The sequence below is a fragment of the Pseudobdellovibrionaceae bacterium genome, assembly GCA_019637875.1.
In the GTDB taxonomy this organism is placed as follows: domain Bacteria; phylum Bdellovibrionota; class Bdellovibrionia; order Bdellovibrionales; family Bdellovibrionaceae; genus JAHBUW01.
In genome coordinates this window covers 220,404-242,120 of the sequence record JAHBUW010000003.1, presented here as the reverse complement: position 1 = coordinate 242,120, position 21,717 = coordinate 220,404, and the positions used below count along the sequence as shown (strand labels likewise).

Below are 21,717 nucleotides of genomic sequence, written 5' to 3'. Positions count from 1 at the left end.
ATCATCAGAAATGAAGTCCCGCCCCCAGCTGAAGCTCATGGGCCGTTTCGTCATGCAGGACGGGAAGATAGGCCAGCCACAGGCTTTGCACCCACGGCCAACGCGTGAAAGAAACTTCGCGTGAAAGCGTGGGGCCGAGCACGGGCTTGGTCCCGCATCCGTCGCAGGTCCATGTCTGTAGACCGGCATTCAGTTGAAGGCTCCAGGAATCGGCGATCTCTTTTCTGACATAGGCCATGAGTCCGATCCCCGCGAAGCCGACGTCGGTATCCAGCTTCAGATAGGCGGCGTCCAAACTCGCCCCGACGATCCAAGCGTCGTTCAGACCGTAGGCCGGAAGTATGCGGACGACCCCCCCGCCGCTTTGCCCCGATCCTTGCCATGTGGAAATGCCGCCAATCTGGAAGTCGGACCAGCGAAGCTGACCGGCCGGAGGCGCGCCCGACGCGGAAACGCCAATCAGAACCGACAGGATGGAGCCGAGCAACATCGACTTTATTGACATGGATTCACCGCTTTCCTCAGATCACTTCAGGGAGCCTGATTCCAATTGAATCATCCCGGGAGTTCCGGCGCCCCCTACGGATGTAGGGGCCGCGGAAAAATCCGTTTCCGCGCTGGCCTTACGAAGGGTGGGAGCCCCATACTCGGTGCATATGGCCCTTCCGTTCGTCCTTTTGTTCCTGAACATCCTCAATTTCATCGTGGCGATGGTCGTTCTGAACTATTTTTTTTCGTCGCGCGGGCTGACTCCGGTTCGTTGGATGCTGCTCTTGGTGTCTTCCTTCTGCGTGATTTCTTTCTGCACTCTGGGCACATATATCAGCCGCGATTTCGAAACCCAGATCCTGTTCTCACGCATGAGGTTTCTGGGGCTGGGGCCTTTGGCTTCGATCTGGTTTTTGTTCGTTCTTTCCCTCTATGGGTGTTGGGAGTGGGGGAAAAGCCGTTGGTTTTCCGGGGTGATCGTGGCGCCTGGAGTCGTCACGGTGCTACTGACGATATTCCCCGCGGGACGGGACTTCATCATCCGCGACTTCCAGCCGATCACCGTCAGCGGTTTTTCCGTTCTTCAGTACTCGACGGGCGCGTGGTTTCCCGTCCACTATGCCTGGTCGATGTTTATGGTCGGCGCCTCGCTCCTCTGCGGAATCTTCTTTTTCTTCAAGGAGCGCGGTGCCCGCCGCGCGCAGATCGTCCTTCTGATCGTCTCGAGCCTACTTGCCGCGGGCGTGGACATTTACTGCGTTCTTTCGGGGTCGCCGCTACGTTGGCTTCTGCTTGCGAGCGGAACGTTCCTATTCAGCCAGATCGGAATCATCGTCGCCGCCTTGAAGTTGGGGCTGCTTGATATCGTTCCGCTGGCCATGAGCCGCGTCTTCAACGAATTTCCGGACCCCGTCATCGTCGTCGACGCCAACGACCGAATTCGCGCCGTGAACAGGGTCGCGGTCTCTTTCTTTTCGCTGAAAGAGCCCTTGGGGCGTCCTTTTCACCAGGCCTTTCCCGGAGTCGATCTCGCCCGCGACGAAATCGAGACGATGGACAAAAGCGGCGAAAGACTTTTCTTTACCCCGGATCTTGAAGTACTGGCGACGTTTTCGGGTGAGCCCTCCGGGCGGATCATCTTTCTGAGAAATATCACCGTCCAAAAGAAAATCGAGAACCGCCTGAACGAAAACCTTGAATTCAAGGCGCGCCTGCTTTCGATGGTCGCCCACGATCTTTCGGGGTTTCTGCAAGCGCAATCGTATCTTTCAAGCCATCTCGACCGGAAGGCCGGACCCGAGCTCAAACCGCAAACCAGAATCCTCGTGGACTCGCTTTTCGCCTCGAAAGACATGGTCGCCAATATCCTGCCCTGGGTCCGTACGCAGGAAAATCAGTTCCGCCCCATCGTCCGCTCCTTCGATATGGTGGTTCTTCTCAAGGAGCTGGTGAACAATCTCGAAAGTCTTTCGCTCATCCACGAAGTCCGGATTCACCTCGCGCTGACCCGTCAACCGCTCATCATCGATGGTGACAGCGTCATGATCGAGTCCGTCGTGCGGAACCTTTTGACCAACGCGATTCGCGCGTCGTCATCCGGACAGAGCGTCGAGATCTTCCTGGAAGAGGTGACGGACCTTGATGGAATCACCGCGCTCCAGGTGCGCATCCGGGACTTCGGCTCGGGCATGTCCGCGAGACAACTCGAGTTTGCCAGGTCTCCGTCGCCGGGTCTCTTGGACGGGTCCACCGCGCGGCCCCTCGGATTTGGCTTGGGGCTTTCAATCGCCCGGCGTTTCGTGGACCTTCATCATGGACGTCTCGAGTTCGCTTCGGAGGAGGGGCGGGGGACTTCAGTGACGTTGACTTTGCCCCCGCGTGAACCAGGCCGCGAGTTCCGCGCCTGATCGCACGTTGGCTTTCTGCAGAATGTTGGCGCGATGAAAGCGCACCGTCGTCAGCGCGCAGTGCAGCTTGTCCGCGATCTGCTGATTCGAGCGACCCTGGATGATTTCCTGCAGGATTTCGAACTCTCGCGCGGTGAATTCGATATCTTCATGCTCTTGCAGGAGGCGCCGGACGGCGGGATCCAGGAAAACTCCGTCCTTCAGTTTCGCGATTTCCAGCGCGTGAACGAGGAGTTCGGGGGGCGAAGATTTCTGAAGGATGCCGGCGACCCCGATTTTCCTCGCTTGCCGCAGTATCGAAGGATTGTCGCAGCTCGTGACGACCAGGATGCGAATTCCCGACCAAAGTTCTTTCAAACGTAGAATCAAATCGAGGCCGGACATATCAGGAAGTCCCAGATCCACGATCACCAGGTCCGGACGTTTTTCCCGGGCCAAACGGAGTGCGTCCGCGCCGTTTCCGGCCAAACGCAGCGACTTCAGGTCGGGTATCGAGGCCAGCAAAGAGGCCTTCAGGCCGATCTGCAGAAAAGGGTGGTCTTCGCAGGCCAGGATGTCCGTCAACATGAGGCCTACCAGCCCAGTTTTTTCTTCAGATCTTCGGCGGCCTTTTCGGCCTCTTTCTTCACGCCGGCTTTGGCTTTTTCTTCTTCTTTTTTTGCGGCCGCTTGCGCTTGGTTTTCGAAGTCCTTCTTGGCTTGGTCGACCTTCGCCTGCGCTTGGGCTTTCTGCGCTTCAAGTTGGGTTTGGACTTTTTTGACTTCGGCTTCACCTTGATTCTTCAGCTTCGCGACCTCGGCGTCGATTTTCGCCTTTTCCGCGCCGATCTGTTCGTTCACGTAGGCTTGGATCTTGGCTTTGGCTTCGTTGATCTTGGCTTGAATCTGCTTTTCGAAACCCTTCTGGATTTCGTAACCCAGGTTCGACTGCACCTCGACCGCCATTTCGGGAAGCGTGCCCGCGACGTCGGCGTCGACGGTCACGGTCGGAATGCCGTTGAAGACGCCCATCAGGATCTCTTGCACGGTTTCATTCTTCGCCGCGACGTCGTACTTCACCTGGTTCATCTTGTTTTCCAGTTTGAAGGTCAGTTCCTTCAAACCGATCAGCGTCCCGCGCGACTTCATCGAGCCCGCCGCGTTCTGGAAGGCGAGTTTCACGTCGGGGGAGTTCACGACCTCGCGGCCGTTGATCGGATAGGCGCCGACATTGAAGTCGAAGGCGACGACGCTCGCTTCTTTGGTGTTGTCCAGGCTGAGCTGCGCCAGGATGTCTTGAATGCCGTCGTTGGGAAAGTTTCCGGTGAACTTCGCGACGGTGGGTTTGCCGATCAACACCTGGTGGGTCGTCAGATCGGTGATCAGGCCCGCGATGTCGCCCGCACCGGGTTCGCTACCGGCTTTCGACGAGACGCTGATCTTTTTCGCCCAGAACAGCGGATACGAGTTGGGGCGGCCGAACTCGTAGCTGACGCCCTTCGTGCGGGGACGCGGTTGCATGGCGACCTCGGGCTCTTTCTCGCCTTTTTTCATCACATTCGGAGGCGCGTACTTCTGCACCACCGAGCGGAAGCGGTTCAGCTTCGCGAGATAGGGATCCATGTACTGTTTGAACAGACTGCGCGAGATCGCTTTCGCGTCGAGCTTCGGCAGGCGGAAGCGGGCCTCGAGGGATGAAACGTCCTTTTTGATCTGCGCTTCGATGTCGCGCAAGCCGGTTTCGAAGGCCTTCAGGTCGCCGTTCATGTCGTTGCTGGCCGACTGAACGCTTTTCGCTTTGGCGTCGGCCTCTTTGAAGATCTCTTCGAATTGCTTCACGCTGTCCGCGAGCTCTTGCGGCGTTTTGAAGTCGCTGGTTTTGACTTTGTTCAAGCGGTCCTGCAGCGCTTGAACCTCGGCGGGTTTAGGGAGGGTCTTCAGACGCTCTTGCCAGGCCTTGTTCTTTTCCTCGAGGTTTTTCTGAAAGTCGGCCATCTGCTGTTTCGACAGCAAGGTGCCTTCGATGTTCTTCAGCTGGTCTTGGCTGGAGGTGCCCGAGAGCATGGCCGCGATATCGCCGAGGACGTTTTCCGAATACTCTTCTTGAGCCTTCTGGATCGCTTGCTTCTTCAGTTTGTCGGCCTCTTTCTCCATGGCGGAGGGTTCGCCGGGCGCCTTGGGGTCCACCGGTTCCGGCGGCTTCACGCGGCCGGGGTGACGGCGGGGCGTTCCCACCTTGATGCCTTCCACGGCCATTTCGTTCACGACCACCTTCGCCCGAAGGAGTGCGTCCCACAACATACCGAAGCGGATGTCACCGACCTCGATCATGTTGAAGGCCGGTTTTTCGGGGTCGGTGCACTGCACGTTTTGGATCCGCAGCGACGCGTTCCAGAAGCTGGTTTCGACTTTGCCGACGTTCACCTCCGCGCCCAGGACTTGGTAGCCGCCGGTTTCCATGGCCCAACGCAAATGCGAGTCGAACAGGAAGAAGAAGTAAGCCCAGGTCAGGCCCACGACGATCGCGAAGGGGATGATGGCTTCCCAGCGGATGGGGCCTTTCTTCTTCGGCGTCTTCGGAGTTTTCGGAGTGTCTTGTTTCGTTGTCATATTCAAAATTCCTTAAAATAGAAAAATGGAAGGGCCCGCGCGGAGGTCTCGGCGTGAATCTCGATCAGCCGTAAAGGTTGTCGTAGGTCGAGTACCACTTGTAGAGCGTGGTGCCGGCCCAAGCTTTCCAGATCTTGGTTTCGCGGAAGCGCGCAACGACGGTCGCGCGGTATTTGATGATCAAGGCTTTGAATATGAAGAACGCCGGAATCGCGAGGACGAAGGCGATAACCCCCGAACCCATGACGATCGAGTTATTGAAGCGGGTCAGCGGCACGAGCGGCATATTGTACAGGCTGACGAAGACGGGGCGCAGGCCCTCGGCCTCGAGGACCGCGCGACCCAGCTGATCGCAAACCGGGTCGAGCAGGAAGGCCGTGAATTTGAAGAAGAAGGCCGCAACGAAGGCCGCCCCGATCTGCACGCGGAAGAAAAAGATGATCACGAAAGCGATCAAGGTTTGCAGCGATAGGATCGGCGAGAAGCCGAGGACGAGTCCCATCGCCAACCCCGCGGCGAGCTGGTTCGTGCCGGTGTCGGAGTTGAGGAGCTTGAAGAACGCGAAGATCTGCTTGAGCAGTAAGGTCATGGTCTCTCCCGAACGTGAATTTCGATAGAGCCATTGTTCCAAATGCGAAGCCGAAAGGCGACCCTTTTGAGGGGCGTCAACGCATCCCGATTTTTTACTCTTGAGGAGCTTCTACTCCTGAGGGCCAACGGTGAAGTAGCGCGCCTCGGGGTGCTGGAAATAGAATCCCGAGACGGAGCTCGCCGGGGTCATGGCCATGCTTTCGGTCAAGTCGATGCCGACCCGTTCTTTCACCTGCATCAGGCTCCAGAAGGTGCGTTTGTCTTCGTGACGGGGGCAGGCGGGATAGCCGGGGGCGGGACGAATGCCCCGGTACTTCTCGGCGATCATCTCTTCGCGTTTTAAGTTCTCGTGAATGCCGTAACCGAACAGATCCCGCACTTTTTTGTGCGTCCATTCGGCGTTGGCTTCGGCGAAACGGTCGGCGAGGGCTTTGACCATCAGGGACGAGTAGTCGTCCTTCGCTTCTTCGAATTTGCGCGCGCGGGCTTCGATTTCCGCGCCCGAAGTGACGGCGAACATGCCGAGGTAGTCGACGCGTCCACTGTCCGCCGGTGCGATGAAGTCCGAGAGGCAATAGGCGGTTTTACCGTTGAAGACCTGCTGCGAACGTTGACGGAGCATGGGGAAGCTGGCCAGCGCTTGGGTCCGGTTTTGCGCGTCGGCGTAGACCTCGATGACTTCGTCTTTGGAGTTCGCGGGGTAAAGGCCCACGAGCGAACGGGGTTTCATCCAGAGGCCTTCGCGGATCTTTTGGATCATCGCGGTGGCGTCGCGGTAAAGTTTGGTGGCCTCTTCGCCGTACTTCGGATGTTCGAGGATCGCGGGGAAAACGCCCTTCAGACCCCAGGTCCAGAAGAAGGGGCTCCAGTCGATGTACTCGGTGAGCTCTTCGACCTTGGGGTAGAGTTCGAAAACGCCCAGGCGTTCCGGAACCGCGATGTCGGCGTTCGCCCAATCGGTTTGGAGTTTGTATTGGCGCGCCTCTTCGATGGACATCGGCGGCACTTCGTTCGCTTTTTTCTTTTCGAAGGCTTCGCGAATCAGGCGTGCGTCGTCTTTGTAGGCCGTGTAGACCTTCTCTTTTTCGGTCGAGAGGAGCAGCTTTTGGCAGTGCTCGATGACCTGGGACGCGTCGGGGACGTGCACCACGGGGAATGAATACTTCGGATCGAGTTTGACCGAGGTGTGGACTTTCGAGGTCGTCGCGCCACCGATCAGGATGGGAAGCTTCAGTCCCGCCTTTTCGAATTCGGACAGGTTGAACGCCATCTCATCCAGCGACGGCGTGATCAGACCGCTGAGGCCGATCATATCGGCTTGGTGGACTTCGATGGCTTTCATGATCTGCGCGACGTTGACCATGACGCCGAGATCGACGACGCGGTAGCCGTTGCACGCGAGCACCACGCCCACGATATTTTTACCGATATCGTGGACATCGCCTTTGACCGTCGCCATGACGATCACGCCTTGGGATTTCGAGGTCGACTTGGCCTTTTCGGCTTCCATCATGGGTTCCAGGTAAGCCACCGCACGTTTCATCACGCGCGCGCTTTTCACGACCTGGGGCAGGAACATCTTACCGGCGCCGAACAGCTCGCCGACGACTTTCATGCCGGTCATGAGGGGGCCTTCGATGATGTCCAGGGGCCGCGGCATTTTGGTCAGCGCCTCGGCGACGTCGCGTTCGATGTAAGAGTCGATGCCGTGGACCAGCGAATGGGTCACGCGCGATTGCAGGTCGGCGTTCCGCCACTCCTCCGATTTGACCGCCGCTTTGCCGCCGGCGGATTCGGACTTCAGTTTTTCCGCGAGTTTGATGAGGGCTTCCGCCGCTTCGGGCGAGCGGTTCAAAATCACGTCTTCGACTTTTTCGCGAAGGACGGGATCGATTTCTTCGTAAACTTCGAGCATGCCCGCGTTCACGATCCCCATGTCCAGACCGTTTTTGATCGCGTGGAACAGGAAAACGGAGTGCATCGCTTCGCGGACTTTGTTTTGGCCGCGGAACGAGAAGCTGAGATTCGAAATTCCGCCCGAGGTGAGCGCGCCGGGGCATTTCTGTTTGATCTCTTTGACGGCGTCGATGAAGTCTTTGCCGTAAGAGTTGTGCTCTTCCATGCCCGTCGCGACCGTCAATACGTTCGGATCGAAGATGATGTCTTCGGCCGGGAAGTCGATTTTCTCGCGTAGCAGTTTGTAGGCGCGTTCGCAGATGCGGACTTTTTCTTCTTTGGTCGCGGCCTGACCGTTTTCGTCAAAGGCCATGACGACCGTGGCGGCGCCGTACTGACGAATGGTGCGGGCTTTCTTCAGGAACTCTTCTTCGCCATCTTTCAGCGAGATCGAGTTCACGATGGCTTTGCCCTGCACGCACTTCAGGCCCGCTTCGAGAATCTCCCATTTGGAAGAGTCGATCATGAACGGGATTTTCGTGATGTCCGGTTCGGCGCCGAGCAGATTCAAGAACTCGGTCATGAGTTTCGCGCCGTCGAGCATCCCCTCGTCGAAGTTGACGTCCAGGATGTTCGCGCCGTTGGCGACCTGTTGGCGCGCGACTTCGACCGCGTCGCCCAGGCGGTTTTCGCGGATCATCTTGGCGAATTGGGGCGAGCCGGTGACGTTCGTGCGTTCGCCGACCATGACGAACGGGCGCTCGTTCACGTTGCTGGAGAGATTCAAAGGCTCCAGACCCGACAACCGCAAGCGGGGCGGGGGCGCGGGCACCGCGCGGGGCGCGCCTTCGCGGATGGTCTTCACGACCTCGCGGATGTGGTCGGGGGTCGTGCCGCAGCAGCCGCCCACGATGTTGACGAGCTTGTCTTGGCTGAACGAGCGCAGCTGCATGCCGGTCATCACGGGCGTTTCGTCGTAACCGGTCGCGCTCAAGGGATTGGGCAGACCCGCGTTCGGATAGCAGCTGATGTAGGTGTCGGCGACCCGGGCGAGCTCGACCAGGAACGGGCGCATTTCGCGCGCGCCGAGGGCGCAGTTGAGTCCCACGCTCATGGGCTCGAAGTGACGGACCGAGTTCCAGAAGGCTTCGACGGTCTGTCCCGACAGCGTTCTTCCCGAGGCGTCCGTGATCGTGACCGAGATCATGACCGGGTACTTCACGCCGCGTTCGATCTCGACCTGACGGATCGCGAACAGGCAGGCCTTCATGTTGAGCGTATCGAAAGCCGTTTCCGGCAGGAAGAGCTCGCAGCCACCGGCGATGAGGCCTTCGACCTGCTCTTTGTAGGCGGCGACCAAATCGTCGAAGGTGACCGCGCGGTAGCCGGGACGATTCACGTCCGGCGACAGGGAGGCCGTGCGGTTCGTCGGTCCGATGGAGCCCGCGACATAACATTTGCGGTTCGGGTTTTTCGCCATGAAGGCGTTGGCGGCCTCGATGGCGATTTTCGCGGCCTGTTGGTTGAATGCGAAGGATTCGTCTTCGAGCTCGAAGTCTTTTTGCGAAATCCGGTTCGCGTTGAAGGTGTTGGTCTCGATGATATCCGCGCCGGCCTCGAGATACTGGGTGTGGATCTCTTTGATGATCTCGGGGCGCGTGAAGTTGAGCGTCTCGGCGTTGCCTTTAAGGTCGATCTTCGAATTCGGATAACGATCGCCGCGGTAGTCCTGCTCGGTCAGGTTGTAGCGCTGGATCATCGTGCCCATCGCTCCGTCCAGGAACAGGATCTCGGTTTGCAGACGGCTTTCAAGTTCAAGCAGGAGCGCGGATTTCTTCATCGGACTCACTTCAGTTTTTTCACCAGGTCCACGACCAGGTTCGAATCGTTCAAGACGTAATAGTGCAAAGTTTTGATGCCGGCGTTCAACAGTTCTTCGGACTGTTTGAAGGCCCAGCGCTGACCGATCTCGGCGGCGTGCTTCTCGTTCGAAAGGACTTCGTCGACGAGCTCATCCGGCAGATCGATGTGGAAGGTCTTCGGCAGGGTTTTCAGCTGCGCGGCCGAACGCAGGATCTTCAGGCCCGGCACGATCGGTACCGTGATGCCCGCTTCGCGGCACTGGTCCACGAAGGCGAAGAATTTTTTATTGTCGAAGAACATCTGGGTCACGATGTACTGCGCGCCCGCATCGACTTTACGTTTCAGGTTCTGGATGTCGACCTTCAGGCTGGGACACTCGAAATGTTTTTCGGGATAGCCCGCGACGCCGACGCAGTAGTCGAGCGGTTGGGTCGCGTCGAGGTCTTCCAGGTACTTTCCCTTTTTCAGATCTTCGATCTGCGAAACGAGATCCAGGGCGTAGGCATTGGTCGAGCGGTCGCGGGGAATGATCTTGTCGAAGTTCGGGCGATCCCCGCGCAGCGCGATCACGTTGTGGATGCCGAGGAAGTTGAGCTCGATGAGCGCGTCTTCGGTTTCTTCGCGCGTGAACCCGAGGCACAAAACGTGCGCGACGGTATCAATCTGGAAACGGTTCTGGATGATGCCGCAGATTCCGAGCGTGCCGGGACGTTTACGGAAGGTCTTGCGCTCAAGGGCGCCATCGGGACGTTCGCGCAAGAAGGACTGCGACGAGTGCGAGGTCACGTCGATCCACGGCGGATTCATCGGCCGCAGGGTCTCGACCACGTCGATGATGGAGCGCAAAGAAGTTCCGCGGGGCGGGGGGACGATTTCAAAACTAAAGATCGGCGAGTTCGCCTTCTGGATATGTTCAATGACGTGCATCGGGTGAACTTAACTGAACTCGCGGAGGGCAGCAACGCTTTCCGCCCGGGCGGCGGTTTTCAACGGCTTCAGGTCGAGTAAAAACTCAAAGAGAGGAGCTCTCCTCGCGGAAGAGCGAGGCGGGGGGAGGCGAGGTCTTTTGCATCACGTAGAGGCCCGCGCCGATCAGGCCGAAGGCCAGCGTAAAGAGCTGGTAGGCCGTGATGAGGAGGGGGCCGATTTGGGTTTCGCGCGCTAAGACCAGGTTAAACAGGAACAGGAACGCCGCCTGCCCCACGCCGATGCCTCCGGGCGAGATCGGAATGGCGGTGGCCATAAAGCCCAAAGGGACGCAGAACAGAAAGACGCTCAGCGGGATCGCGCTTTCGCCCATAAAGGGAGCGATGGTGATAAAAAACAACAGGCTGAAGCTCTGCGAGAGCAGACTGAGGGCCACAATTCTGACGAAGGCCATCTTGCGCAATTGAAATTGGTTCAGACGAAAGAGGGCTTGGTGAACGAAGTTGATCCGTTCGAGACGTTTCAACCAGGCGTCCCGCAGCTGAGAGGTCCGGCGTGACCACATGAGCCAGAAGACGGCGAGGAAGGCGACGAAGAGCCCTCCGAGAAGAAGGATGAAGCTCTTGAGCGCGGGATGCTGCAGCAAGATCTCATACTCCACGAGACTCGTGATCAGGGCGAAGAGGATCATCGTGAAAAGACCGATGAGTCGGTCGAAGACCACGGTGCCCACGGCTTGGGCGCGGCGTTCACCCAAGTTTTTGACGACATAATAGGCTTTCACGACGTCGCCGCCCACGCCTCCGGGCAGGAAGTAGCTGAAAAAGGTGCCGACGAGGGTCATGCGGTAAGTGGCGGCGCGTTCGACTTGAAAGCCTTGTGAGAGCAAAAGCGCGCGCCAGCGTTCGGCGGCGATCAGGAGCGCCATGGCGACGGAGGCCAAACCAAAAAACAAAACCCCGGGCTCAAAAAGGGATTTCAATTCGGCGAGCGGCAGCTTATCAGTCATGATCATCCACGCGATCAGACCGAAGCTGAAGGCGAGTTTAAGCGCGGTGATCAGGCTGGATTTGAGGCTGGGCATCGAATGAGATGAAGCTTGGAATCGGCTTTGAAGTCAAAGGAAAGAGAAGAATTTGGACCGCGGCAATCCCTTACTGCGCACACTTGATCAAGGCTTAGGCCCCTGGCTTCTTCGCGTGGTCGCGCTTTGGCGTTTGCTCTTCGCGCGCGGACGTCGTCGCCCCGCTGCCCCCCGAGTGATCGGGGTGATCAAGGCCGCCGCTTTAGGCGATACCATTTTACTCTCGGCAGTGCTTTCCGATCTGAAGGCGGCTTGGCCCGAAGCGCGGGTTATTTTGTTCGCGGGTTCCACGAATGCGGGACTCGCCCGTGAATTTGCCGGGATCGAAGTGGTCGAACTTCCCCTGCGCCGACCCTGGGTCGCGGTCTCTTTGCTGCGAAACGCGCGTTACGATTGGATGATCGACGCCGATGCGTGGCCGCGGATCTCGGCGCTGTGGGCGGTGCTTTCGGGAGCCCGTTGGGTGATCGGATTTCGCACCTCGGGCCAGCGTCGCCACTTCGCCTTCGATCAGTTCATCGATCACGATCCCTCGCTTCACGAAATCGCGAATTACCGCAACTTGCTGCGCGCGATGGACGTGCGCACGGGGGCCCCGCCGCAGAATCCGCGTCAGTGGATCGGGACAGAGTTACCTGCGGATTTTTCAGAGATGCGCGCCCGCTTTCCGCGCGTCGTGGCCTTGCACTTCTGGCCGGGCGGAACCAAGTCGGCGATGAAAGAGTGGCCTTTCGATTCGTGGCGGAGCTTCATGGAGCGCGTGGCCCGCGATGCGCGGTGGATGTTCGTTCTGTCGGGCGCGAAAGCCGATCGGCCGCGGATCGAAGAGTTCCTGGCAACTTTGCCGACGGAGCTGCGCGCGCGTGTCTACGACGGTGGGGGCTTGAATCTCAATACCTCGCTGGCGGTTTTAGCGGCGGCGGATGCCCTCGTCAGCGTGAACACGGGAATTTTGCATTTGGGCGCCGCCATGGGCGTACCGGTGCTGGGGCTTCACGGCGCGACGAATCCGCGCCGTTGGGGACCCGTCGGTGACAAGCATATTTCGGTGGTGTCGTCCCATCCCGCGGCCGGATGTTTGAATTTGGGTTTTGAATATCCCGCTGGGGATCCGCCGATCATGGCGGGGCTGTCGGTCGACGTGGTGTACGCGGGTTGGCGCAATTTGGTCATGAAGAACAGTTTGGATTTTCGAGGTGAGGCATGAAGATTTCGGTATTCGGTACGGGTTATGTCGGACTGGTGACAGGTTTGTGTTTCGCCGAAATGGGAAATGACGTCGTTTGCGTCGACGTCGACGCCGCGAAGGTGAAACAACTTTCGGGGGGCGTACCCACCATCTATGAATCCGGTCTTGAAGGCATGTTGAAGTCGAACCTGCAAGCGCAGCGGATTCAATTCACCACCGACGCGGCCGCGGCGATTCGCGCTTCGGATCTGCTGTTCATCGCCGTGGGCACGCCTTCGGACGAGGACGGGTCGGCGGACCTCAAGTACGTTCTGCAGGTCGCCGAGACCATCGGTCGCCATATGGATGGCCGCAAGGTCGTCGTGAATAAATCCACGGTACCGATCGGCACGCAGAAGAAAGTGAAAGCCGTCATCGCCGCCGAGTTGAAAGCGCGCGGTGTGAATTTCGATTACGACGTCGTCTCGAACCCGGAGTTCTTGCGTGAGGGGATGGCGGTGGAAGACTGCCTGAAGCCGAACCGCGTGGTCGTCGGACTCGAGACCGCGTGGGCCGAAAAGCTGATGCGCCAACTTTACGAGCCCTTCTTGAAGAGCGGAAATCCGATTCTGGTCATGGACCCTGAGTCGAGCGAGATGACGAAATACGCGGCCAACGCGATGCTGGCCGCGAAAATCTCGGTGATGAACGAGTTCAGCCGCATCTGCGAAAAGGTCGGCGCGGACATCGAGAACGTGCGGCGCGGGATCGGCACGGATTTCCGTATCGGTCCGCATTTCATCTTCGCGGGGGTGGGGTACGGTGGAAGCTGTTTCCCGAAAGACGTGAAAGCGTTGATTCACATCGGCGCCGAGAACGACGAGCCCACGGATCTTTTGCTCGCGGTGAAAAAGGTGAACGATGAGCAGCGGAAGTTGTTCCTTGATAAGGTGCGCGCCGCTTGTGGCGGAAGTTTCAAGGGGCTGAAGATCGCCCACTGGGGCGTGGCCTTCAAACCGGGGACGGACGATATCCGTGAGGCCCCCGCTTTGGACTTGATCGAAGCCTACCTGGCCGAAGGCGCAACCGAGGTTCGGGTCTACGATCCCATCGCTTCGGAGCACGCGATGGCCCACTTCAAAGGTCATCCGGCTTTGACGTTCGTGCCTCAGCAGTATGACGCTTTGGAGGGCGCATCGGCCCTCGTGATCACGACGGAGTGGAAGTCTTTCCGCGAGCCCAATTTCGAGAAGTTAAAAGCTTTGATGAAGGACCCCGTAGTCTGCGATGGGCGTAATATTTATAACCGCGAGGTCATGAAGGAAGCGGGAATCCGCTATGTGTCCATCGGGCGGCCCAGCCTGGGCTAATCTGGCCTTGCGTTCGTGAGGGCGCGAACTTTCTGCTTGATACGCGGAAGGGACCTCCTAAACTGGCGCCGTGTTAAAGATCAAATCCACCGGAATTTATCTCCCCGAGCGGAAACTGTCCGCGCGCGAAGCCCAAGCGCGCAGTGAAAAGGCGTTGGGGCGTTCGTTGAACGCCGCCGCCTTCGACGTGGCCTCACGTTTTGAAAATACGGGCGAAACGATTTCCGAGATGGGCGCGCGCGCGCTCACCATGGCGCTCGATCTGGCGCGCCTGAAGGCGACGGATCTGGATCTGATTTTATTCGGCAGCTCCATGCCCGAACAGCCGATTCCTTGCACGGCGGTGCTCGTGCAGCGAAAGCTGGGACTGGGCGAATCCGGGATTCCTTGCTTCGACGTCTCGGCGACCTGCACGAGCTTTCTGAGCGGACTGCAGATCGCGCAAGGATTCATGGCCTCGGGTCAATATCGCCGAATCGCGATGGTGTGTTCCGAGATCGCGACCGACGGGATCAACTACAAAGAGATCGAAGTCGCGAGCCTGATCGGTGACGGCGCCGCCGCGGCCATCCTTGAGTACGACCCCGAGTCGGGCTCGAAGGTGCTCGCGAATTTGGTGAAGACCTTTTCCGCGCACTCGGATCTGTGCGAAATTCGCGCGGGGGGCTCGCGCTACAATGTGCTGACGCCGCCTCCGCAAGAGGACGACTACCTTTTCCGTATGGAAGGGCGTGGCGTCTACCGGGCCGCTTCGAAATACCTGCCCGGATTCTTGGATGAGCTTTTCGGCCGGGCGGGAATGAAGATGTCGCAAATCGACTGGGTCATTCCCCATCAGGCCAGCCCGCTCGCCCTCAAACATTTAAGTAAAAAGCTCGGCTTTCCCGAAGGTCGCATGATCGACATCATCCAGACCCACGGCAACCAGGTTTCGGCCTCTTTGCCGACGGCGCTCCATACCTATGCGCAGGGGCCCGCCCGTCGCGGCGATAAGATCCTGCTTCTGGGAACGGGCGCGGGGCTGACCCTTAACGCCAGTATCTTGGTGTACTGATGAAAATCCTGGTGACGGGCGCGACGGGCTCTTTGGGACTGCCGCTCTCGATCTGGTTGCAAGAGCGGGGACACCAAGTCACCGCGATCGGTCGCCAGGCTTCGCGCCTACAGATTCTGCGGGACCACCACGTCACGGCCCTGAGCGCGGATCTTTGCCGGGACGACTTGCGCGATGTGGTCGCCGCACAGGATGCGGTCGTGCATTCGGCGGCGCTCACGCGTCCCTGGGGGCCCGCTTCTGATTTTACGGGTCCGAATTTAGAAGCGACCCGTCGTTTGATGACCTGGTCTCTCGAGACGGGCGCCAAAAAGTTCATCCACATCTCGACCACCGCGGTCTATTACGACGGCACTTCGAAGACCGGATTGACCGAAGACAGTCCCGTGCCGACCTCGCATCCCGTGCAGTACGCGGCCACCAAGTGGGCCTCGGAAAAAATCGCGGCGGAGTTTCACGCTCGGGGGCTTTCGGTTTTGACGCTCCGGCCGCGCGCGATTCTGAGTCCTTACGACCAGACGCTTTTACCGCGCATCAAGCCACTTCTTGAGCGCGGTCGCTTCCCGCTGATCAACGGCGGCCACGGGCGCATCGACGTGACCCCGGTGGAAAGCATCTGCGAAGCCGTTTTGAAAGCTCTCGAGGCGCTGCCGCGTTTCAGCGGCGAGGTTTACAATCTGACGAATGATGAACCCATCGAGATCCGCGAACTCATTCAGTGGGTCTCGGAAGCGATCAATCAACCCGTCCGCTTCGTGCCCGTGCCGGGCGGGGTTTTGCGGGCGGTCGCGCACGGAATCGAGTGGGTGTGGCGGGGGCGTGAAACCGAGCCTCCCCTCAGTCGTTACGCTCTGGATTTGATTTCGAAAAGCCAGTCCTTCGATATCTCGAAGATCAAACGTGATCTGGGCTATCGGCCCGCGCTCTCGACGAAAGAAGCGATCTTCCGCACGGGGGCGCACTTCCGATGAAACGGATCGCCTTCGATCTTTGCCAAGCGGGTTACTGCGAACACCCCGAGGTCGTGACGATCAAGGGCGGTTCGTTCAAGTCCTGTCAGTTTCCGTCGCTTTTCGGCGTGATCGAACATCCCGACGCGGGCGTTCTTCTTTACGATACGGGATACCATCCGCTGTACGCGGAGCAGACCTCGCGGTTTCCTGAAGGTCTTTATCCGCGCCTGATGCCCGCTTATTTGGAACCGGACCAAACGGCGAAGGAGCAGCTTCAGCGCCGTGGAGTCGCGGCGCACGACGTCACGGGCATCGTGATTTCGCACTTTCATGGTGATCACGTCGCGGGACTGCGGGACTTTCCGCGCGCGAAATTCTACGCGCTGAAATCGGCCTTCGCGAACGTCGACGGAAAGTCGCGTTGGCGGAATCTGCTGAACGGTTATTTGCCGGGACTTCTTCCGGAGGATTTCCGTGAGCGGGTGGTCTGGATCGACGAGGTCGCGGCACCGCGACCGCAGGCGGCGGGCCTGACACGTCCGACTTACGATCTGTTCGGGGACGGGGCTTTGCTGGCGGTGGAATTGGCCGGTCACAAATCGGGACAGGTGGGCCTTCGGCTGCAAGATGAACGGCGCGGGGATATTTTTCTGATCGCCGACGCCGCTTGGAGCCGTCGTGCCGTGCGTGAGCTGCGCCCGCCGCAAGGCTTGGCGCTGGCGATCATGGACGACCGACGGACCTATCATCAGGTGCTGCGTGAGCTGCATGAACTGGAAAAACGAAATCCCGAGCTGCGCTTGGTGCCCTCCCATTGTGTTGAAACCTACCGCGAATTCCAAGCCGAGGCCGCGCCATGATCTTGTGGGGGCTTTTGGTCGGATTTTTCCGTGAGATGTTCGGTCTGCCCCGAACGCAGAAGGAGTTGTCCCGCCGGCGTGAGGAAAATCGCGCGCGCGTGATGGCTCGGTTGGATGATTACGCTTTTTACCGTCGTCTGCCGATTCGTCGATGGGAAGACATTCCCGTCATCGCGAAGAAAGACTACCTGGCCTTCTTTCATGATCTGAATCGTCCGAAGCTGCGTCTGGAGCAGGCTTTGGATTTCGGTCTGCGCGCGGAAACCGAAGGTGACGATCGTCGGAAGTGGCGGGGACACACCATCGGTCTTTCCACCGGGACTTCGGGGCGTCGCTGGGCCTTCGTGGTTCGTGATTTTGAAATCGGGCAGTGGGGCGGAACGATCCTGGCGAAAACCCTGGGCTGGGGGATTTTTCGTCCCCAGCGTATCGCCTTCGTTTTCCGGACGAACAGTCCGCTATACAACGGCGTGAATCGCGGTTGGTTGAAGCTCAGGTTTTTCAGTCTGCACGACGACGTCGAAAAAACGGCCCGCGCCTTGCGCGAGTTTCACCCGACCGTGTTGATTTCAGTGCCGCATTTCTTGAGCGCCTATCTGGCCGTGCGTCCCGTGCGCGAGATTTCGCCCCGACTGGTGATTTCGGGCGCGGACGTTCTCGAAGAGCGGGAGAAGAAGCGGCTGCACGATTATTTCGGATTTCCCGTGACCGAGATTTATCAAGCGACCGAAGGTTTCTTGGCCCTGGGCTGTCGCGCGGGACATCTGCATTTCAACGAGGCCGATACCTTGATCGAAAAAGAGGACCTGGGCGGGGGACGTTTTCATCCCATCGTGACGGACGTACGACGTGAGACCCAGGCCATCATCCGTTACCGCATGGACGACATCTGCGAAGAGCTGGATCATCCTTGCCCTTGCGGGGCGCCGACCTTGGCATTGCGGAAGGTCGAAGGACGGGCCGATCAGGTTTTAAGGTTTCAATCCCCGAACGGTGAAGTGGCGGTCTTTCCGGATCTGCTGCGGGATCGGTTGGGGCGCGGCGATTACTTCGATTGGAACTATCTGGTCGAGCAAACCGGACCGGCCCAATTGCGGGTGACTTTGGATCGCGCGCTGTCTGCGAATGATCAGTCGCGCCTGCGTGCGGATTTGGCGCAGGCCTTTCAGCTGCGGGGACTCGAGATGATCGAAACGGACATCCGCCACGCGCAGGAGTTTCCCGTCATGAACGGCAAGCGCCGCCGGATCGTGGGGCCGACCTTAGGGCCGAGCTTATGAAGGTGCTGATCACGGGCGCACGGGCGCCGGCCGCTTTGGAATTGGCGCGTATTTTTCACGACGCCCATACGGAAGTTCACACGGCCGATTCGATCCCCTCCCCGCTGACGAAATATTCGAAAGCCAGTTTTAAATATCATCAGCTGCCGTCGCCGCGTTTTGCGTTCGAGGATTTCGCGGCGGCGCTCAGAGACTTGGCGGCACGCGAGAAATTCGATTTGGTGATCCCGACCTGCGAAGAGGTCTTTCATCTGGCGCGGATCACGGATGTCGCGAATCTTTTCACCGACACGCCCGAGGCGTTGCGCGAACTTCATAGCAAATTCGATTTTGCGCGGAAGAGTCGTGACTGGGCGATCCAAGCGCCCGCGACGGAACGGATCACGGATCCTGAATCTTGGCTGACTCCGGAACGCGATCCGCAGGACTACGTTTTCAAACCCGAGTTCTCGCGTTTCGCGACCCGAACTTTAGTGAGCCCGGATCGTGGAACTTTCCGAAAGTTCGTGCGGGGCGAGGGGTGGCTGGCGCAACGTCGCGTGTATGGAACCGAGGTCTGCGTTTACGCGGTCGCCGTGCGTGGGCGGATGACGGCGTTCGCCTCTTACCGACCGGAGTATCGAGCGGGGCAAGGCGCGGGGATTTACCTGAGACCCGAACGTGATCCCGGGCTGGTGAGCTGGGTGCGGGACTTCGCGCGGACGACGCACTTTCACGGTCAGGTGTCCTTCGACCTGATTCGTGCGGCGGACGGAAGTTACTCCTTGCTGGAATGCAATCCGCGCACGACCAGCGGCGTCCATTTCTTCGGGCGGGACTTGGCCGAGGCCTTCCGTGGGGAGCGGTCGGATGTGATTTTCGGTGATTTGTCCGCGCCCCGCATGGTGGGGGCCGCGATGTGGATTTACGCGCTCCCGCGTCCCTGGGTGTTTCCGGAAGTGCGTCGTTTCATGAGGGATGTCCGTCACGGTCAGGACGTGATCTGGCGTCGCGGCGATACGCGACCTTACTGGGGACAGTACGTTTCTTTCGCGGGCTTCGTCTGGCAGGCGCTGCGCACGGGAAGGTCGGCGCTCGAGATTTCCTCGGAGGATTTCGAATACAATGGTTGAATTTCCTTCGGCGGAATTTCGCGAACAGCTGCGCCGGGAGCCCATGCCCCGTTGGGTTTCCAATGTGCGCACGGATCTGGATTGGGTCGAGGTCGAGGGCCTGCGCCTTCCCGTGACCCGCAATCGCGGGGAGCTCGACAGCAGCTACGTGGTGTCGCCCTACGCGGCGTTGATTCTTTATTCGCGGCAGGAAATGCAGAAGGTCCCCCGCGCTTTTCACTTTTTGCTCGGTATCTTGGCGCCGCTGTCCTGGATGTTGAAGTCCATGCGTCTGAATGAGCATGTGGCTTTGAACAACTGGATGCTTTCGACGAATTTGTATCCCCGGGTTTCCCCCACGGCTTTGATCGCCGAGGCCCGCCGACTACGCGAGCAAAATCCGGAGTCCTTCGTCCTTTTGCGTTCGCTGAATGAAAGAACCAACGGGGATTTAATCGCGGCGTTGAGGGCCGAGGGATTCAGCTTCATTCCTTCGCGCCAGGTTTATTTCTTCGAGCCCGGGGCGGAGTTGTCGGCAAGGCACAACTACCGCATGGACCAAAAACTTCTTGAAAAGAGTCCGCTCCGCATCGTTCCCGGAGCGGACTTCACGGAGCGGGATTTCACGCGCGCGCGGGAACTTTACGATCTGCTGTATCTCGCCAAATACAGTGAATACAACCCGGCCTTCACCGCGGATTATCTGAAACTGTGTCGGGATACGGGCGCCATGGACTTTTTCGGCTTGCGGGACGAGGCTGGTGAGCTGCAAGGCGTCCTGGGGTTTTTCATTCTGAACGGAATCCTGACGGCGCCCATCGTGGGTTACAACACCGGGCGTCCGGCGCGTGAAGGGCTTTACCGCCAACTCATCGCCCTGACTTTGCGCGAGGCCGCACGGCGCGGTTTGGTCGTGAATTTGAGTTCGGGCGCGTCGGGTTTTAAACGACTGCGCGGCGGCGTCCCGGTCACCGAGTGGAGCGCCGTTGATGTACGCCATTTGGGGTGGGGGCGACGGCTGGGGTTCCGCGTGCTGCAGGGACTGCTTTACGGAATCGCCCTGCCTTTACTGAAGCTTTTTAAATTGTGAACTGGACGGCAATGGCACGCGGGTGCGAGCCTAGGGCCTGCCGCAAGGAGGAGTGAGCATGATGAAGTTGATCTTGGGAACGATGCTGATCTGGGGACTGGGTTCGGGACTGGCAACAGACGCGCTCGCCGCGAATCCCAAACCGAAGGCTTCGCCGGTTCCGGCATGGTCCCCGGTGGACTACGTCCCCTTCGATGCGGCCGCTTGGCCGTCGCTGAAAACGAAATCTTCCCGTGAGCCCGCTTCGGCCGAATACAACGAGGTGGTGGGGAAAATCCTGGCGACGAAAAACGCGTCGGATCTGCAAAAGATCATCGACGAGACCCGCGCAGGCTATGCCAACTTGAAAGACAACTCGGCGAAGTTTTTGGCCGAGCACCTTTTCATCATCGAAGGTGCGCGTGGTGCCTTCTGGCGTCTGCGCCCGCTGCTGGAGAAACGCACGGACCTGACACGTTTGGCGCAGTCGTCGGCGGTTTCCATCGTCAAACAAACGGTCGCCGCGGTGAGCGTATTGAATCCCACGCCCCACGCGCTGGCATTTCTGGATTACTTCGCCGCTCCCTACAGCGTGGACGGTGCGCTCGCGAAACAGTTCCGCACCGAACTCGACGTACAAACCTGGTTGCACTCGGACATCCGTCCGCGCATCGCCCGCGCGCTGCCCGCGCTGCAAGCGATCGCGAAATCGGGAACCGGCGTTCACTGGAATCAGCAACTGGGTTACGGACCGAAATCCTTCCCCGACGGCGTGGGCCGTGATCTGACCTTCGGTCCCGAAGAAATCCAGTTCTTGATCGGAACCTACGAGCTGAACCTGGCGCAGATCGATGTGTTCTGCGCTTACAATCAGAACGGGATTTTGGAGTTCAATAAACAGGTCGGTCGTTTGTACGGCTTTGACGGATTTTTGTTGTCGGATGTCGACGGCATCACCGGCATCGAACTCGCGAAAGTTCTGCGCGATCCGCAGAACCGTGGGCTGTGGACTTTGAACTCGACCGAGGACTTCGGGAAGAAGGCCATGGCGGAAGCTTACACTTACAACCGCTCGGCCGCCGCACGGATGACGGAAGCTTGGCGCCGTTTGAAGGACCGTCCGGCGGGACAGAACTTTTCGTTGCCGCCAGAGCTTGTCCGCATGGACATGGCGAAGTCGGATCTTTACGTCGAGAATTTGAACCGCATCGTGAACGATCAGCCAATCCGTAGCAACGTGACCGGCGAAACGGCGAAGCTGAACTTCAAAGAGCTGTTCCTGAATCCGCCGGCGGATCTGAAAGCCTTCTTCCCCACGCAGTTCGAAACTCGGCGCACGCTGGAGGCCACGGTTCCCGTCGGGGCGTCGACCTCGAAGGTCAGTTACCGCAACTTCCAGCACGGTCTGCCGCAGGCTTGGGATCTTCCCATCTACCAAAAGTACGCGGACGTTCAGAATCAGGCCGATATCGCCCGGACCTTGCGCGTGTTGAACCACTCGACCGGCGGATTCGCGGCCCGTTAATT

General features: G+C 59.0%; 17 protein-coding genes. 10 read left to right on the top strand and 7 right to left on the bottom strand.

Going from position 1 to position 21,717, the window contains the following annotated elements; translation table 11 throughout:
- Positions 1-4: 4 nt before the first annotated feature.
- On the bottom strand, positions 5-490 hold the full coding sequence (locus tag KF767_05890; GenBank protein MBX3017401.1) for a hypothetical protein: 486 nt from the start codon (positions 488-490) through the stop codon (positions 5-7).
- 166 nt (positions 491-656) lie between these two features.
- Between KF767_05890 and KF767_05885 the strand changes: the two genes are divergently transcribed.
- The gene (locus KF767_05885; GenBank protein ID MBX3017400.1) at positions 657-2,396 is read left to right on the top strand and encodes a hypothetical protein; all 1,740 of its coding nucleotides are present in this window, start codon (positions 657-659) and stop codon (positions 2,394-2,396) included.
- Here the strand turns inward: KF767_05885 and KF767_05880 are convergent.
- From KF767_05880 to KF767_05855, 6 genes are all read right to left on the bottom strand, one after another.
- Positions 2,343-2,963 (bottom strand): response regulator transcription factor, encoded by a 621-nt coding sequence (locus KF767_05880; protein MBX3017399.1) that lies wholly within the window; start codon positions 2,961-2,963, stop codon positions 2,343-2,345. The genes KF767_05885 and KF767_05880 overlap by 54 nt on opposite strands.
- Positions 2,964-2,968: 5 nt before the next feature.
- On the bottom strand, positions 2,969-4,984 hold the full coding sequence (locus tag KF767_05875) for a TIGR03545 family protein (GenBank protein ID MBX3017398.1): 2,016 nt from the start codon (positions 4,982-4,984) through the stop codon (positions 2,969-2,971).
- A gap of 64 nt (positions 4,985-5,048) precedes the next feature.
- Entirely contained in the window at positions 5,049-5,573 is a 525-nt protein-coding gene (locus KF767_05870) for a TIGR03546 family protein (protein MBX3017397.1), read from the bottom strand.
- Positions 5,574-5,684: 111 nt separating this feature from the next.
- Positions 5,685-9,320, bottom strand: a complete 3,636-nt coding sequence (gene metH, locus KF767_05865; GenBank protein MBX3017396.1) for a methionine synthase — start codon at positions 9,318-9,320, stop codon at positions 5,685-5,687.
- Complete coding sequence (locus KF767_05860; GenBank protein ID MBX3017395.1) at positions 9,317-10,261, bottom strand: methylenetetrahydrofolate reductase; 945 nt, start codon at positions 10,259-10,261, stop codon at positions 9,317-9,319. Before KF767_05860 ends, metH begins: the two co-directional genes overlap by 4 nt.
- A gap of 85 nt (positions 10,262-10,346) precedes the next feature.
- Complete coding sequence (locus KF767_05855) at positions 10,347-11,345, bottom strand: flippase-like domain-containing protein (GenBank protein MBX3017394.1); 999 nt, start codon at positions 11,343-11,345, stop codon at positions 10,347-10,349.
- Between the two features lie 52 nt (positions 11,346-11,397).
- Between KF767_05855 and KF767_05850 the strand changes: the two genes are divergently transcribed.
- From KF767_05850 to KF767_05810, 9 genes are all read left to right on the top strand, one after another.
- The gene (locus KF767_05850) at positions 11,398-12,552 is read left to right on the top strand and encodes a glycosyltransferase family 9 protein (GenBank protein MBX3017393.1); all 1,155 of its coding nucleotides are present in this window, start codon (positions 11,398-11,400) and stop codon (positions 12,550-12,552) included.
- The gene (locus tag KF767_05845) at positions 12,549-13,883 is read left to right on the top strand and encodes a UDP-glucose/GDP-mannose dehydrogenase family protein (protein ID MBX3017392.1); all 1,335 of its coding nucleotides are present in this window, start codon (positions 12,549-12,551) and stop codon (positions 13,881-13,883) included. Before KF767_05850 ends, KF767_05845 begins: the two co-directional genes overlap by 4 nt.
- Positions 13,884-13,953: 70 nt before the next feature.
- On the top strand, positions 13,954-14,937 hold the full coding sequence (locus tag KF767_05840) for a hypothetical protein (GenBank protein ID MBX3017391.1): 984 nt from the start codon (positions 13,954-13,956) through the stop codon (positions 14,935-14,937).
- The gene (locus KF767_05835) at positions 14,937-15,908 is read left to right on the top strand and encodes an NAD(P)-dependent oxidoreductase (GenBank protein ID MBX3017390.1); all 972 of its coding nucleotides are present in this window, start codon (positions 14,937-14,939) and stop codon (positions 15,906-15,908) included. Before KF767_05840 ends, KF767_05835 begins: the two co-directional genes overlap by 1 nt.
- Positions 15,905-16,750, top strand: coding sequence for an MBL fold metallo-hydrolase (locus KF767_05830; GenBank protein ID MBX3017389.1), 846 nt, complete (start codon positions 15,905-15,907; stop codon positions 16,748-16,750). The genes KF767_05835 and KF767_05830 overlap by 4 nt, the downstream gene beginning before the upstream one ends.
- Positions 16,747-18,030, top strand: a complete 1,284-nt coding sequence (locus tag KF767_05825) for a hypothetical protein (GenBank protein MBX3017388.1) — start codon at positions 16,747-16,749, stop codon at positions 18,028-18,030. Before KF767_05830 ends, KF767_05825 begins: the two co-directional genes overlap by 4 nt.
- On the top strand, positions 18,027-19,142 hold the full coding sequence (locus KF767_05820; protein MBX3017387.1) for a hypothetical protein: 1,116 nt from the start codon (positions 18,027-18,029) through the stop codon (positions 19,140-19,142). Before KF767_05825 ends, KF767_05820 begins: the two co-directional genes overlap by 4 nt.
- Positions 19,135-20,211 carry a hypothetical protein gene (locus tag KF767_05815; GenBank protein MBX3017386.1) on the top strand — a complete coding sequence of 359 codons (1,077 nt, stop codon included), beginning with the start codon at positions 19,135-19,137 and terminating at the stop codon, positions 20,209-20,211. Before KF767_05820 ends, KF767_05815 begins: the two co-directional genes overlap by 8 nt.
- A 58-nt stretch (positions 20,212-20,269) precedes the next feature.
- On the top strand, positions 20,270-21,715 hold the full coding sequence (locus KF767_05810; protein MBX3017385.1) for a hypothetical protein: 1,446 nt from the start codon (positions 20,270-20,272) through the stop codon (positions 21,713-21,715).
- The last annotated feature ends 2 nt before the right edge of the window (positions 21,716-21,717 follow it).